A 13052-nucleotide genomic window follows, 5' to 3' on the forward strand; every position below is an offset into this window, starting at 1 on the left:
ACCTGCTCCTGCCGCGCGCCGGCGGCAGCCGACTCCCGGGCGCAGGCCCGGCGGTTCGGTCACGGGAAATCGGACCCGCCGGTGCGGGCCCGGCGGTTCAGGCCCGGGTGGCGGCCTGACGGGTGCGGCGGGCGAGGCGGTGCAGGCGCTGGACGGCGACGAAGCGGTGCATCCGGTCGGCCAGTGTCAGGCGGTACTTGAGCCGCAGCTGGCTGCTGAGCCCGGCCAGCCGCTCGGGGCCGATGGCCTGCAGCAGCCGGCTGACGTGCTGCTGGTAGGCCTCGCGGTAGGCGCGGTCGCCGTCCGGGACGGACCAGAAGAACATCGGGATCTCCTCGACCAGGCAGTTGTGGTCGTAGGCGCGCAGGTGCTCGGCGAACTCCGGCTCGGGGCGGGCGATCAGCCACTGCCGGACCAGTTCCATCGAGCGGACCCGGTCGACCACGCCGCGCGGGTCGGTCTTCTTCTGGGTGATGGACAGGTCGCCGTCCTCGCGCACCCGCCAGTGGTAGATGGGCTCGGCGAGCACGTCGACCCGCTCGGCGAGGAAGTGGTGGGGCACGCTGACCGGGGCGTCCTCGTAGAGGATGCCCTCGGGGTACAGGACGGCCGCCGTGTCGAAGAAGGAGCGCCGGTAGACCTTGTTCCAGGCGGTGCGGTCGGTGACCAGGGCGGGCAGTTCGCTGACGTGGGTGCGCAGCCGGGTCTCGCGGAAGGCGCGGCGGTGGCCGTGCGAGGGGGTGAGGCCGCTGGTGCGCAGGCGCAGCGCGTTTCCGGTGACGAAGTCGGATCCGGTCTCGTCCAGCGTGCTGATCATCAGCTGGTAGGCGTGCGGCGGCAGGGTGTCGTCACTGTCGACGAAGGCCAGGTACTCGGTGCCGGGGGTGAGGTGGCGCCAGCCGGTGTTGCGGGCGGCGCCGAGGCCCTTGTTCTCCTGCCGGACCAGCCGGAAGCGCGGGTCGCGGTCGGCGTAGGCCTTGGCGATGACGGGTCCGTCGTCGGTCGAGCCGTCGTCGACCAGGACGCATTCGAAGTCCTCGAAGGTCTGGGCCGCGATCGAGTCGAGGCATTCCCGGAGGTAGCGCTCGACGTTGTAGATCGGGACGACGACGGACAGGCGGGGGGCCATCGGGCGGCGCCTTTCGCTCAGGTGCGGACGGGCCGGGCGGAGCCGGGCGGGTACGCACCGCCGACGGCCGACCACCGGCAGTGGCCCGAATGTAGGGACCTTACAAGACTGTCGGACGAACGGGGAATGGCGTCGAGGCTGCGGGTCGGTGGAGCAGGCGTGCCCGGCGTCAACCGTTGGCACACGCCCTGACCCGAACGGTGCACCCGCCGGCGGGCCGGACGCCGCCCCCGACACGGACGAGGACGAGGACGAGGACCGACGAGGGCCCGGCACGCCCCGGACGGGACCGGACGCCGACCGCCGGGCGGAGGCCCGCGCCGGAGGGCAGCCTGGGAGTACGGCGGCGCCGCCGGTGCCGGGCACCGAGGAGCGGGCATGGACGACACCGACGTACTGGTCGTGGGGGCCGGACCGGTGGGTCTGACCGCCGCCGCAGAGCTGTGCCGCCGTGGCGTGCGGTGCCGGATCGTCGACCGGCTGGACGCCCCGCAGCCGTACGCCAAGGCGGTGGGCATCCAGCCCCGCACCCTGGAGGTCTGGGACGCCATGGGGCTGGTGGGCCGGGCCCTGGACGAGGCGGTGCCCCTGCTCGGCCAACTGGCCTTCGTGGACGGCGAGCCCGGCCCGCGCCTCGACCTCGGTCTCCCCGCCGACGTGCCGTACCGCTTCGCCGCGCTGCCCCAGGACGCCACCGAGCGGCTGCTGGCCGAGCACCTGGCCGGCCACGGCGCCGTGGTCGAGCGCGGCACCGAGGTGGTCGGCCTGCGGCAGGACGAGGACGGCGTGCTCGTCACGCTGGCCGCCCCGGGGGGTCCGCGCGAGCTGTCCGCCCGCTGGGTCGTGGGCTGCGACGGCGCCCACAGCACGGTGCGCCACGCCGCCGGGATCGGCTTCGCCGGCGACGCCTTCCCCGAGCAGTTCATGCTCGGCGACGTCGAGCTGGACTGGGACCTGCCGCCCGGCTACGCCGTGCGCGCCACCGGCGGCGCCGACGGGGAGACGCTGGTGTGCGTCCCGCTGCCCGGCCGGCACCGCTACCGGGTGTCGATGACCGTCCCGCCCGAACTCGCCACCGACGCCGACCCGGTGCGCGGGGTCGCGCACGGGCTGGAGGGCGGCCGCACCCCCGAACTGCGGCACATCCAGCAGGGCCTGGACCGGCTGTCGCCGCGGCCCGCCACCGCCTCCGCGCTGCGCTGGTCCTCGGTGTTCCGGATCAGCCACCGCCTCGCCGAGCGCTACCGCGAAGGACGTCTGCTGCTGGCCGGCGACGCCGCCCACATCCACCCGCCCACCGGCGCCCAGGGCATGAACACCGGGATCCAGGATGCCTTCAACCTCGCCTGGAAGCTCGCCCTCACCGTGCGCGGCGTCGCCACCGGAACCCTCCTCGACAGCTACCACGCCGAACGCCACCCGGTCGGCGAGGAGGTCGTCTCCCGCACCGTGCGCCACGCCCGCACGGGCTTCGACGCCGACCCCGCCGACCCCGCCGCCCCGCTGCTGCGCGAGGCCCAGCTCCTCGTCGGCTACCGCGGAGGACCGCTGACCGAGCCCGCCCCGGGCACCCGCCCCGCCCCCGGCGACCGCGCCCCCGACTGCCCGGGCCTCACCCGCCCCCTGACCGCCTACCCGCAGCGCCTGCACGAGCTTCTGCGCGGCACCCGCCACGTCCTGCTGCTGGCCGCGGGCCCCGCCACCGACGCCCCGGCCCTGCACGCCTGCGCGGCCGCCGCCCACGCGGCCGCGCACGGGCTGCTCGACGTGTACGCCGTCCTCGGCCCGGAAGCCCCGGAGTCCCCGCACTCGCCCCACTCGCCGTACTCGACGCAGTCCCCGCACTCCCCCGCCGCTTCGGCGGGCCTGCGGCTGCCCGTGGTCCACGACACCGCCGGCGCCTTCCACGCCGCCTACCGGCCCGGCGACGGCGAGGCCGTGCTCGTCCGTCCCGACGGCTACCTCGCCGCCCGGCTGCCTGCCGCGGACCCGGCCCGCCTGGTCGCCCACCTGCGCCGCACCTTCGCCCCGGCCTGAGCACCGCCCGAGCACCGGCCCGATCACCGGCCCCGATCACCGGTGCCGGTGCCGGTGCCGGTGCCGGTGCCGGCCCGAGTGGGCGTCAACTGCGCCCGGGGGTAGCCGGCCGGCGGATCAGGATCGAGGGCACCCGGTCGTGGACACCAAGGGCCTGCCGCCGTTCGTCACGGTCACCCCGGCCGACGTCACCGACCGGCACGCGGCGAAGGACGTGCTGTTCCGGCTGCGGCTGACACACCCGGAGATCACCACCGTCCGGGCCGCCTACGCCCACGCCGACGCCGGCCAACTGGTCGGCGGGGCACAGAAGTACCTGCACCTCACGATCAATACGGTCGACGGGCCCAGGGACGCGAAGGGGCTCGCCGTCCCGTCCCGGCGCCGGGTGAGGCCGGTCTCATCACCATGAATGCGGAGGACGAAATGTGCCGTGCACGGGGGTTCACGACTGAAGTGGTTTTACCGGAACCGACCCGCATCGTAAGCTCCACCGTCGTGAGCGACTCCCCCTCAACGCGCCACTGGCGCATGTCGGTATTCCTCTGGATCGGCTTGCCTTTCATAGCCTTTGTCGGCCTTGCCAAGGCCGCTCCCGATCTCGTGCCCGCATGGAAGGCGCAGAGCGGCAGCGGAGTCACCGGGACGTTCACTGCCGCCCGGGAGTCCTGCAGCCACGGGTCCTGTGACTTCTACGGCGACTGGAAGGCGGCGGACGGCGCTTCCACCCGCACGAACGTCCTCCTTTACGACGGACCGGATTCCTTGCGGATCGGAGGCACGGCCGTAGCACGGGACTCCGGCGCCGCCGGCGGAGTCTTCTCCACGGAGGGCGGCTCCTCCTACCTGCTGGTGACGGGCTTCGCCGTCGGTGGTCTGGCGGCGGCAATTGCCTGGCCGGTGTTTCTCTGGCGCACCTGGCGCACGTCACGCGGGCGCCGAACTTCGTCACCGGAGTCGGCCGAAGCAGCCGCGTGACCCGGAATCGAGAATGAACGCGCTTCCGCAGGTCGCTGAACCGGGCCGATCCTGATTCCGGCCCCGCCGCGCGAGCGACGGGGCCGGACTCTTTTCCGTGGCGATGCGGGAATGGGTCGACGGATGGTCGGGCCCGATGTCCGGGAGTGCCGTGAGTCGATCCCGGCGGGGAGTGTGCCGCGTTCCCGGCCGAGCACCGTGGCGAATTGTTTCCCTTGGAGCTTGAGCAGACGTTGAACGGCGAGCCGAGGGCATTCCACAGGGGGTCGGGGTCCGGGGCGGGCCACGGACGGTGTCCGGGCGGCGTCCTGTGGTGACGCCATGAGCGACCCGCGTCCCACCTCGGCCTTCCACGCGGCCGAGGCCGCCCCCGCGGTCACCGACCCGGCCGGCCGGCCGCCCTGGACGTCCGGGCCGCCAACGCCGGTGTGCGGCGGCCGGTGTGCGGCGGCTGCGCGCGTGGGCGCACGAGCGCCTCGCGCGCGCTCCGGCGAGCGCGCGCCGGAGCTCGACTGCGGCACCGGTTCGGCGGCCCGGACCGCGGCCGGGTCGGCCGTCGGGTCGCGCGTTCACCCGAACGGAGTAACTTGGTCGTGCTCCACCCGTCACGGTCCGGCCGTCCGAACGACCATCGAAGGACCGTGCGTACGGGACACCATGCGATGAGGTGATGGACATGCGCGAATCGTCGAACGAGGGCGTGCCGGAGTCGGCATCCGGGATGCAGCGCCAGCTCTACTCCGGGTCCGAGCGGCCCTTCGACCCCGAGGACCTCGTGATGGCGTCGGGCCGCGACGTCACCCCCGGGCGCATCGAGTGGGCCCGGCAGGAGATCGAGCGCAAGGGCGCTGCCGCGCTGGAGCGCTACCTCCCCTGAGCGGAACCGGGGCCGGCGGGCGCGGGGCCGACCTGGACGGGTCCGACCGTCCACCGGTGGCACCGCCCCCGCCCCGGCCCCGCGGGACCCCCTTCGGCACGCCCAGTGCGGGCGGTCCACCCGGCAGGAGGACGCCCGGCAGGACCCGGGCGACGCCGCGGAGCGGGCTCAGGCGAAGCGCAGGTTCTGGTACGAGCACGCGGAGTTGGTGCCGCTGCCGACGATCGACCAGCCGGCCGGCACCGGGTAGCCGTAGATCCGGCCGCCGGGCGTCGTGCAGCCGACGTCGGCCGTGACCGTGGCCCCGTGGGGCGCGCCGCCGAGGTAGGCGACGACGGAGGTCTGGCCGTCGAGGGACACGCCCACCAGCACCCAGCCGGCCGGAACGGTGGTGTTGGCCAGCACCGCGACCCTGGCCAGGTAGGGCGCTCCGCCGAGGAACTCGATGGTCTTCTGGCCGGTCGCCTGGTTCCGGGCGACGGCCGCCCAGCCGGCCGGGACGGGCGCGTACAGGCCGATCACGGTCTGCGTCCCGAACGGCGGGTCGACGGCGGGGACCGCGGCGGGGAGCGCGAGGGCCGGGGACGCGAGGGCCGGGGCGGCCGGTGACAGCAGGGCGGCCAGCGCGAACGCGCAGGCGGCCAGGACGGGGGCTCTTCGGACGGACGCGCTGGAACGCACGGGGACTCCTCGGTGCTCGGGACGGGAACGCGGACGGAGAACGCGGACGAGTACGCGGCCGGGAACGCGCGAGAACGAGAACGGAAGGGCGGGAAGGCGGGAGGGCGGGAGGGCCGGAGCGACGGCACCCCGCCACCGGCCACGCTCCACCCCGGTGTGACCGGGCGTCAACGTCGGCCGCCCGCAGCCGGGAGCAGTCCGCGTGCACCGCCGCCCCGGCGGGAGCGGGGCGCGACCGGCCGCGCCGGGTGGTACGCCCGCCCAGCCGCCCGCACCCGCTCCCCGCACCACCCCCCGGACCACCCGGATGCGGCCCGGGCACGGCCCCGGCACTGCCCGGCGGCGTCCGTTGTCAGTGCCGGTGGTGATGATGCTGTCCATGAACGACGCCGCTCTGCTCACCCCCGGCGACTACGCCGACGCCGTTGCCACCGCCGTCCGGGCGGCCGCCGCCTACTACACCGACGGCGGCACACCGCTCGGCGACGACGAGTACGACGCCCTGCTGCGCTCCGTCGCCGCCTACGAGGAGGCGCACCCGGGCGAGGTGCTGCCGGACTCCCCCACCGGGAAGGTCGCCGGCGGCGCCGTCGGGGGCGACGTGCCGCACAGCGTGCCGATGCTGTCGCTGGACAACGTCTTCTCGCCCGAGGAGCTGGCGGACTGGGCGGCCGGGCTGGAGCGCCGGCTGGGCCGCCCGGTGGCCGCCTGGTGCGTGGAGCCCAAGCTGGACGGCCTGGCGGTGGCCGCCCGCTACCGCGCCGGGCGCCTGCACCAGCTGATCACCCGCGGCGACGGTCTGGCCGGCGAGGACATCAGCCACGCCGCGGACGCGGTGCTGGGCCTGCCCGCCGTGCTCGCCGAGCCCGTCGACGTCGAGCTGCGCGGCGAGGTCCTGCTGACCCGCGAGCAGTTCGAGCACGCCAACGAGGTCCGCACCGCGCACGGCGCCGTCCCCTTCGCCAATCCGCGCAACGGCGCCGCCGGCACCCTGCGCGCCAAGGACCGTCCGTACCGCGTCGAGCTGACCTTCTTCGGTTACGGCGCGGTCGGCCTCGACGACGACCTCACCCACAGCGCCCTGCTGGAGCGCCTGGCCGCCCTGGGGGCGAACACCGCCGCCGTCACCGCCGCCCACCCGCTGCGCTGCGCCACGCTGGAGGAGGCCCAGCGGCGCGTCGACGAGATCGCCGCGCTCCGCTCCGGGCTGCCGTTCGGCATCGACGGGGTGGTGGTCAAGGCGGACTCCGCGGCGGACCGGCGGGAGGCCGGTTCCGGTTCCCGGGCGCCGCGCTGGGCCGTGGCCCGCAAGCTCGCCGCCGAGCACAAGGTGACCCGGCTGCTGGACGTCGAGTGGAACGTCGGGCGCACCGGCATCATCGCCCCGCGCGCCGTGCTGGAGCCGGTCGTCATCGACGGTGTCACCGTCACCTACGCCACGCTCCACAACCCCGCCGACATCACCCGGCGCGGTCTGATGCTGGGCGACCGGGTCTTCGTCTACCGCGCCGGGGACGTCATCCCGCGCGTCGAGGCGCCGCTGGTCGAGGAGCGCACCGGTGACGAGCGGCCGATCGCCTTCCCCGAGGCGTGCCCGCGCTGCGGTGACGCGATCGACCGGGAGGAGCAGCGCTGGCGCTGCGTGCGGGGCCGCAACTGCCAGGTGGTGGCATCGATCGGCTACGCCGTGGGCCGTGACCAGCTGGACATCGAGGGCCTGGGCGGCACCCGCGCCGTCCAGCTGGTCGAGGCCGGTCTGGTCGCCGACCTCGCCGACCTGTGGACGCTCACCCGCGAGCAGCTGCTCTCCCTGGAGCGGATGGGCGAGACCAGTACCGACAACCTGCTCGCCGCGATCGAGTCCGCCCGCAGCCGCCCGCTGAACCGGGTCTTCTGCGCGCTCGGCGTGCGCGGCACCGGGCGCACCATGTCCCGCCGGATCGCCGCCCACTTCGGTTCGATGGCCGCGATCCGCGCCGCGGACGCCGACACCCTGGCCCAGGTCGACGGCATCGGCACCGAGAAGGCCCGGGTGATCGTCGCCGAACTCGCCGAACTCGCACCGCTGCTGGACCGCCTCGCGGCCCAGGACGTGGGAACCGCCGTCACCGCGCCGCTGGTGCCCGTCGCGGCGGCCGCCGAGGGGGCGGCCGAGGGGCCGGCGGCGACGGACGGAGGGGGCGCGGGCCCGCTCGCGGGCGAGGCCGTCGTCGTCACCGGCAGCATGACCGGCCCGCTCGCCGCGCTGTCCCGCAACGAGATGAACGAGCTGATCGAGCGCGCCGGCGGCAAGGCGTCCTCGTCCGTCTCCAAGCGCACCACCCTGCTGGTGGCGGGTGAGAAGGCCGGTTCCAAGCGGGCCAAGGCGGAGGAGCTCGGCATCCGGATCGTCACCCCCGACGACTTCGCCGTCCTCGTCGCCGACCACCTGCCCGGGGCCTGACGGACGGTCAACCGCGGATCCCGTCCGGGCCGGGCCCGGGCGGGATCCGTCGTGTCCGGGGAGCGCCCCGGCGGGTTCCGCCGGCCCGGGGGCGGCCGGAACCGCGCGGGGCCGATCACCGTCTCCATGGCGAAGGTTCCTACGTACGGCAAGCAGTTCCACGGGGGGTGGACATGGCGGACGACAGTGTCCTCCGGTCGGTGATCGGGGTCGCCGCGTCGGGTCTGGGGGCGGCGGCCCTGACCGGGGTGGTGCTCAAGGTCCGGCTACGGGCGCGGACCCTGGCGGAGGGGCTGACGGCGCAGGCCCGGTGCCTCGACACCTATGTGACGGTGGAGACCCGGGGAACCGGGACGGACCGGCGCACCTCCTCCGACCGGCACGTGATCATCGGGTTCACCACACCGGACGGCCAGGACGTCCGGTTCCGGGACACGTCCGGCGTCCCGCGGGTGCGGGGCGACCGGGTGCAGGTGCGGTACCTGCCGGAGCGGCCGCGGCGGGCGGTGATCGCCGACCGGCACCCGTCCGGGATCACCGCCCTGCTGGTCGCGGAGGCCGTGGTCGGCCTGGTGGTCGTCGGCATCGGGGTGACCGCCGCCGTGGCCGGTTTCGGGGGCGGGCCCGGCGGGGCGGGTGCCGACGCCCCGGCGCCGCTGACGTCCCCGGGTCCGAACGTCCCGGACCACGGGTTCCCCGACTCGGGGTGGGGCCCCAGCGGTTTCCCCACCGTCGCCGTCTGCACCCCGGGGTCCTCCGACCCCCTGTGCTTCGGCGTGTTCTCCGGTCCGCCGTCGGCCCACTGAACGCCAGGCGGGCGGGGCGTCGGGGGACGCGCCCCGCCCGCGTGGTCCGGCGGCCGGTCGGGCGGCGGTGGATCAGGGGGCGGTGGATCAGGGGGCGGTGAAGGTGACCTGGTCGACGGTCCGGAAGGCGCTGTTGGTGCCGGTGTAGCGGAACCGGAAGCGGGCGGTGGCGGCGCCGGCCGGGACGGTGACGGGCAGGTGCTCGACGGTGTCGAGGTCGCTGCGGTAGGACTTCACGAGCTGCGGGGCGCCGTTGTCGAAGACCACGTGAGCGTCGCCCGGGTCCCCGACCTGGACCGGGACTTCGACCCCGAGGGCTCCTTACTACGGCTACCTGCGCGAGCACGGCGTCCACCCCGGTGCCGCCGACGAGCGCATCGAGACCGTCCTCGCCACCCCGCGCGAGGCCCTGCTCGTCGGCACCCCGGCCGCCCTGCCGATGCTCCTGCTGCACCGCCGCAGCCTCGACGCCGCCGGCCGCCCGCTGGAACAGGTCCGCACGCTCTACCGCGGCGACCGCTTCAGCTTCACCCTCGCCCTCGGCGCCCCGGCCGGGGGCTGACGCCCGCGGCTTCCCGGGGTCAGGAGACCGCCGGAGCCACCAGGGTGAGCGTCCGGGCGGTGGCGTCGACCTCGGTCTCCACACCGAGGGGCAGCGGGAGGTTGGGGCCGGCGTGGCCGAGGTCCACCCCGGCGAGGACGGGCAGCGGGCGGTCGCCGAGCACGTCCAGGACCACCTCGCGCAGGGCCGGCTCCGCCGCGTCGCCGGAACCGACCCGGTGCGGCGTGCCCACCACCATCGCCGCGATCCGGTCCAGGACGCCGGCCAGTCGCAGCGCGTGCAGGTCGTTCCAGACGGCGGACAGCGGCTTGCCCGTCTCCTCCCAGAACAGCACCGCCCCGTCGAAGCTCCGCGCGGGGACGGCGTACGGGGTGGCCTGGAGGGAGACGATCCGCCGGAGCAATCCGCCGACCAGCCGGCCCCGGGCACGGCCGTCGCGCCAGCACTGCCACGGGGAGAGCGCCGGCAGCGGCCCGGCGGCGACCGGCTCGGTGAGCACCCGCGCGTACGCCTCGCGCAGGGCCCGGCGCGCACCGTCCTCCTCGGGGCCGTCCGTGAACCGCTCGCTCCACGAGTCGCCGAAGCCGTGGGTGACCATGTCGGCGTGCACGCCGACCAGGCCGGTGCGGGCGTGCAGGGCCAGCAGCAGCTGGGAGACGTCGCTGCAGCCCAGGACCGGCTTGGGGTCGGCGCGCACGGCGTCCAGGTCCAGCAGGTCCAGCCAGCCGGTCACCGCCTGCCCGCCGCTGTGCGCGAAGACCGCCCGCACCTCCGGATCGCGCAGCAGGGCGTTGAACTCCGCGGCCTGCTCGGCCGGACGGCCCGCGGCCCACCAGCGGCTGCGTGCCCCGGCGACCGACGGGCACACCCGCACCCGGAAGCCCAGCTCCTCCAGCACGGCCGTGCCACGGGCCAGCAACGGCCGATCGTCGGCTTCGAGCGGGCCGGACGGCGCGGCCACCGCCACCAGGTCACCGGGGCGCAGGGCGCGGGGAAGGAGCAGATCGGACACGTGAGGACCCCGGTTTCACAGGTGGCGGATCCGGCCGCCGCCGGACGGGCGGGACACCCGGCGGCCGGGCAGGCCGGGCAGGCCGGGCAGGCCGCAGCGCAGTCTCGCCGCCCGCCACCGCTTCGGCAACCGGATTTCGCCCCGATACGGCGTCACCGGGCCCCGGGGCCGCGGTCCGTGGACGGACGTCGGGATCGCTGTGCGCGGCGGGGCCGCCCGGGCGGCCCGGTGGGCTCGGCTGGGCGGGTCACGGCGGGCCCGCGGCCGTTTCCGCCGGGCGGCGGCGGGTGATCCCTTGCGGCCAGGGCGGCGGTGCATCCGTCCCCGCCGCCGCGTCACCCGAGTCGTCCCCGTCGCCGTCCGGAGGCCCCGCCGTGTCCCTGCGCTCCCGCCGCTGCTCACCCCCCTCCCACCCTGACCGCCCCGCTCGCCCCGCTCCGCTGTCCGCCCGCCCCGGGCACGCGGCCGCCGCCCTGCTCACCGCCGTGCTGGCGCTGGCGCCCGCCGGGCCCGCCTCGGCCGCGCCCCGGGACGACGACGACCTCGCGCTGCGGGCCCGGCTGCAGGAGCTGGTCGACCGTCCGGACGGCCCGCCCGGGGCGATCGCGGTGCTCCGCGACGGCGACCGGGTGCGGGTGTACCGGGCCGGGACGGCCGAGGTCGGCACCCGCCGGCCGCCCCGGATCGACGACCACATGCGCCTGGCCAGCGCCGCGAAGGCGTTCAGCGGCGCCGTCGCGCTGCGCCTGGTCGACTGCGGGCAGCTCGGGCTGGACGACACGATCGCCGAGCGGCTGCCCACGCTGCCCGCCGCCTGGGGCGCGGTGACGCTGCGCCAGCTGCTCCAGCACACCAGCGGGCTGCCGGACTACAGCAACGCGCCGGACTTCGTCGCCCTGATCCGCGCCGACCCGCACCACGTGTTCGACTCCCGGCACCTGCTGGACTTCGTCGCCGACGAGGACCTGGAGTTCACCCCCGGCTCGCAGTACCACTACTCCAACTCCGACAACATCGCCGTCGCCCTGATGGCCGAGGCCGTCACCGGGCAGCGCTACGAGGACCTGCTGGCCGCCGAGGTCTACCGGCCGCTGGGGCTGAGGCGCACCAGCCTGCCCTCCGGCTACGAGCTGCCCGAGCCGTACCTGCACGGCTACGCCGTCCAGCCGCCCGAGCCGCCGGAGGACGTCAGCACCCTGTTCGGCGCCTCGGGCGCCTGGGCCTCGGGCGGCATCGTCTCCACCCCGAGGGACTTCAGCGCGTTCGCGGCCGGGTACGCGGGCGGCCCGCTGATCTCCGCCGCGACCCGACGCCAGCAGCGGACCTTCGTCGAGGGCGCCTCCGAGCCGGCCGGCCCGGGCGCCAACCGGGCCGGGCTGGCGATCTTCGAGTACTCCACCCGGTGCGGCGTGGTGTACGGGCACACGGGCAACACCGCGGGCTACACCCAGTTCGGCGCGGGCACCCCGGACGGGCGGCGCAGCGTCACGGTGTCCGTCACCACGCAGGTCAACGAGCGGGTCGCCCCGGACCTGCTGGCGCAGCTGCGCGCGGTCGAGGAGGACTTCGTCTGCGCGCTGTCGGCCGGCTGAGGCCCGCCTCCCGCGCCGGCCGGGCCGCCAACTGTCGTAGCCGACCCGTAGGTTGGTCCGGCCGGCGCCCGCCGGCGCCCGTCCCCGCGATCACCGCACCTCCGGGAGTCCGTGATGACCTCCGCCGCCGAGCACGGCGTCGCGCTGACCGAGCGCGCCATCGCCGCCGTCCGGGCCGATCCGCAGCGCCTCGTCCTCGCCCACGACCGCTTCGCCGGGCCGTGGGTGGACGGGCGGCCGCGGCCGGTGGCGCCGGAGGTGCTGGAGCGCGCGGTGTTCCCGAGCGGGCGGCCGCTGCCGCCGAGCCTGCGGCGGTGGCTGGCGTACGACAGCGGGATGCTGCGGCGCTTCGGGTGGTTCGCCGAAGACGGCACGGACGGCACGGACAGCGGGGACGGCACGGACGCGCTGGTGTTCACGCCGCGTCCGCTCGGCGAGATCGCGACCGCGGAGTTCGGCGAGGGGTGGGGGGCGCCGTTCGGGGCGCTGTCGGAGCGCTTCGACGAGTGCTTCCTGCTGCCCGGCGGGTCGGATTCGCGCCGGGTGCTGGCGACCGGGCAGGCCGACGAGCACGGCGAGTACCCGGTGTTCGCGCTGGACGTCGACGACCTGCCCTGCATCGAGCTGATGTACCCGGGCCTGGACGTGTACCTCGCCGACACCGCCGGTCTGCCGCTGCGGCGCGGCTGGGGTTACTCCGGGCTCGCCGCCGACCCGGTGTACCTGCGCCGGATGCACGCCCACGCCCGGAGCCGCTTCGGCGGGCAGTTCCACGAGCTGTGCCTGGACTGGCCGGCCTGACCGGCCGTCCTGCCGCCGCGGCGGGAAACACGACAGGGGCGGTATTGGTAAGCGACATACGCCCCAGTGCGGTGGTTCGCCCGGGCCCGATCGAACAAAACCCACCCACAAAAAATGGGCGCCAGTCTCTTTTA

At 75.6% G+C, this 13052-nt stretch carries 11 protein-coding genes and 2 pseudogenes; 9 read left to right on the top strand and 4 right to left on the bottom strand.

The window, feature by feature from the left end; translation table 11 throughout:
* Positions 1-97: 97 nt before the first annotated feature.
* Positions 98-1129, bottom strand: a complete 1032-nt coding sequence (locus ACFV0O_RS29850; protein ID WP_380346749.1) for a glycosyltransferase family 2 protein — start codon at positions 1127-1129, stop codon at positions 98-100.
* A 378-nt stretch (positions 1130-1507) separates the two neighbouring features.
* Between ACFV0O_RS29850 and ACFV0O_RS29855 the strand changes: the two genes are divergently transcribed.
* The 4 genes and pseudogenes from ACFV0O_RS29855 (at position 1508) to ACFV0O_RS29870 (ending at position 5021) form a co-directional block, all read left to right on the top strand.
* Positions 1508-3166 (top strand): FAD-dependent monooxygenase, encoded by a 1659-nt coding sequence (locus tag ACFV0O_RS29855; RefSeq protein WP_380346751.1) that lies wholly within the window; start codon positions 1508-1510, stop codon positions 3164-3166.
* 130 nt (positions 3167-3296) lie between these two features.
* Positions 3297-3557 (top strand): annotated as a pseudogene (locus ACFV0O_RS29860) (IS5/IS1182 family transposase); the annotation flags it as partial.
* A gap of 107 nt (positions 3558-3664) precedes the next feature.
* The gene (locus ACFV0O_RS29865; protein ID WP_380346753.1) at positions 3665-4144 is read left to right on the top strand and encodes a hypothetical protein; all 480 of its coding nucleotides are present in this window, start codon (positions 3665-3667) and stop codon (positions 4142-4144) included.
* A gap of 676 nt (positions 4145-4820) precedes the next feature.
* Entirely contained in the window at positions 4821-5021 is a 201-nt protein-coding gene (locus tag ACFV0O_RS29870; protein ID WP_360255275.1) for a hypothetical protein, read from the top strand.
* A 168-nt stretch (positions 5022-5189) separates the two neighbouring features.
* On the opposite strand, the gene ACFV0O_RS29875 is transcribed toward ACFV0O_RS29870, so the two are convergent.
* Positions 5190-5702, bottom strand: a complete 513-nt coding sequence (locus tag ACFV0O_RS29875) for a hypothetical protein (protein ID WP_380346755.1) — start codon at positions 5700-5702, stop codon at positions 5190-5192.
* Between the two features lie 370 nt (positions 5703-6072).
* Here ACFV0O_RS29875 and ligA point away from each other — a divergent pair, with 370 nt between their 5' ends.
* On the top strand, positions 6073-8145 hold the full coding sequence (ligA, locus tag ACFV0O_RS29880; RefSeq protein WP_380346780.1) for an NAD-dependent DNA ligase LigA: 2073 nt from the start codon (positions 6073-6075) through the stop codon (positions 8143-8145).
* A 173-nt stretch (positions 8146-8318) separates the two neighbouring features.
* Positions 8319-8951 carry a DUF3592 domain-containing protein gene (locus tag ACFV0O_RS29885; protein WP_380346757.1) on the top strand — a complete coding sequence of 211 codons (633 nt, stop codon included), beginning with the start codon at positions 8319-8321 and terminating at the stop codon, positions 8949-8951.
* A gap of 87 nt (positions 8952-9038) precedes the next feature.
* On the opposite strand, the gene ACFV0O_RS29890 is transcribed toward ACFV0O_RS29885, so the two are convergent.
* Positions 9039-9218 carry a hypothetical protein gene (locus tag ACFV0O_RS29890; RefSeq protein ID WP_380346783.1) on the bottom strand — a complete coding sequence of 60 codons (180 nt, stop codon included), beginning with the start codon at positions 9216-9218 and terminating at the stop codon, positions 9039-9041.
* Between ACFV0O_RS29890 and ACFV0O_RS29895 the strand changes: the two are divergent.
* Positions 9216-9513: pseudogene (locus tag ACFV0O_RS29895) on the top strand (UTRA domain-containing protein); the annotation flags it as partial. The gene ACFV0O_RS29890 and the pseudogene ACFV0O_RS29895 overlap by 3 nt on opposite strands.
* A gap of 19 nt (positions 9514-9532) precedes the next feature.
* Here ACFV0O_RS29895 and ACFV0O_RS29900 read toward each other — a convergent pair.
* Positions 9533-10525 carry an LD-carboxypeptidase gene (locus ACFV0O_RS29900; RefSeq protein WP_380346758.1) on the bottom strand — a complete coding sequence of 331 codons (993 nt, stop codon included), beginning with the start codon at positions 10523-10525 and terminating at the stop codon, positions 9533-9535.
* A 374-nt stretch (positions 10526-10899) separates the two neighbouring features.
* Here ACFV0O_RS29900 and ACFV0O_RS29905 point away from each other — a divergent pair, with 374 nt between their 5' ends.
* Complete coding sequence (locus tag ACFV0O_RS29905) at positions 10900-12117, top strand: serine hydrolase domain-containing protein (RefSeq protein WP_380346760.1); 1218 nt, start codon at positions 10900-10902, stop codon at positions 12115-12117.
* A 114-nt stretch (positions 12118-12231) separates the two neighbouring features.
* A complete protein-coding gene (locus ACFV0O_RS29910) occupies positions 12232-12918 on the top strand; it encodes a hypothetical protein (protein ID WP_380346761.1) in 687 nt (228 codons plus the stop codon).
* Positions 12919-13052 lie beyond the last annotated feature (134 nt).

Origin of the sequence: Kitasatospora sp. NPDC059577, assembly GCF_042735475.1 — a bacterium.
Lineage (GTDB): Bacteria > Actinomycetota > Actinomycetes > Streptomycetales > Streptomycetaceae > Kitasatospora.

What these genes read in the sequence shown, in the direction of transcription:
- ACFV0O_RS29885 (WP_380346757.1), top strand. Translation starts at nt 8,319, where the DNA reads ATGGCGGACGACAGTGTCCTCCGGTCGGTGATCGGGGTCGCCGCGTCG.
- ACFV0O_RS29870 (WP_360255275.1), top strand. Translation starts at nt 4,821, where the DNA reads ATGCGCGAATCGTCGAACGAGGGCGTGCCGGAGTCGGCATCCGGGATG.
- ACFV0O_RS29850 (WP_380346749.1), bottom strand. Translation starts at nt 1,129, where the DNA reads ATGGCCCCCCGCCTGTCCGTCGTCGTCCCGATCTACAACGTCGAGCGC.
- ACFV0O_RS29855 (WP_380346751.1), top strand. Translation starts at nt 1,508, where the DNA reads ATGGACGACACCGACGTACTGGTCGTGGGGGCCGGACCGGTGGGTCTG.
- ligA (WP_380346780.1), top strand. Translation starts at nt 6,073, where the DNA reads ATGCTGTCCATGAACGACGCCGCTCTGCTCACCCCCGGCGACTACGCC.
- ACFV0O_RS29910 (WP_380346761.1), top strand. Translation starts at nt 12,232, where the DNA reads ATGACCTCCGCCGCCGAGCACGGCGTCGCGCTGACCGAGCGCGCCATC.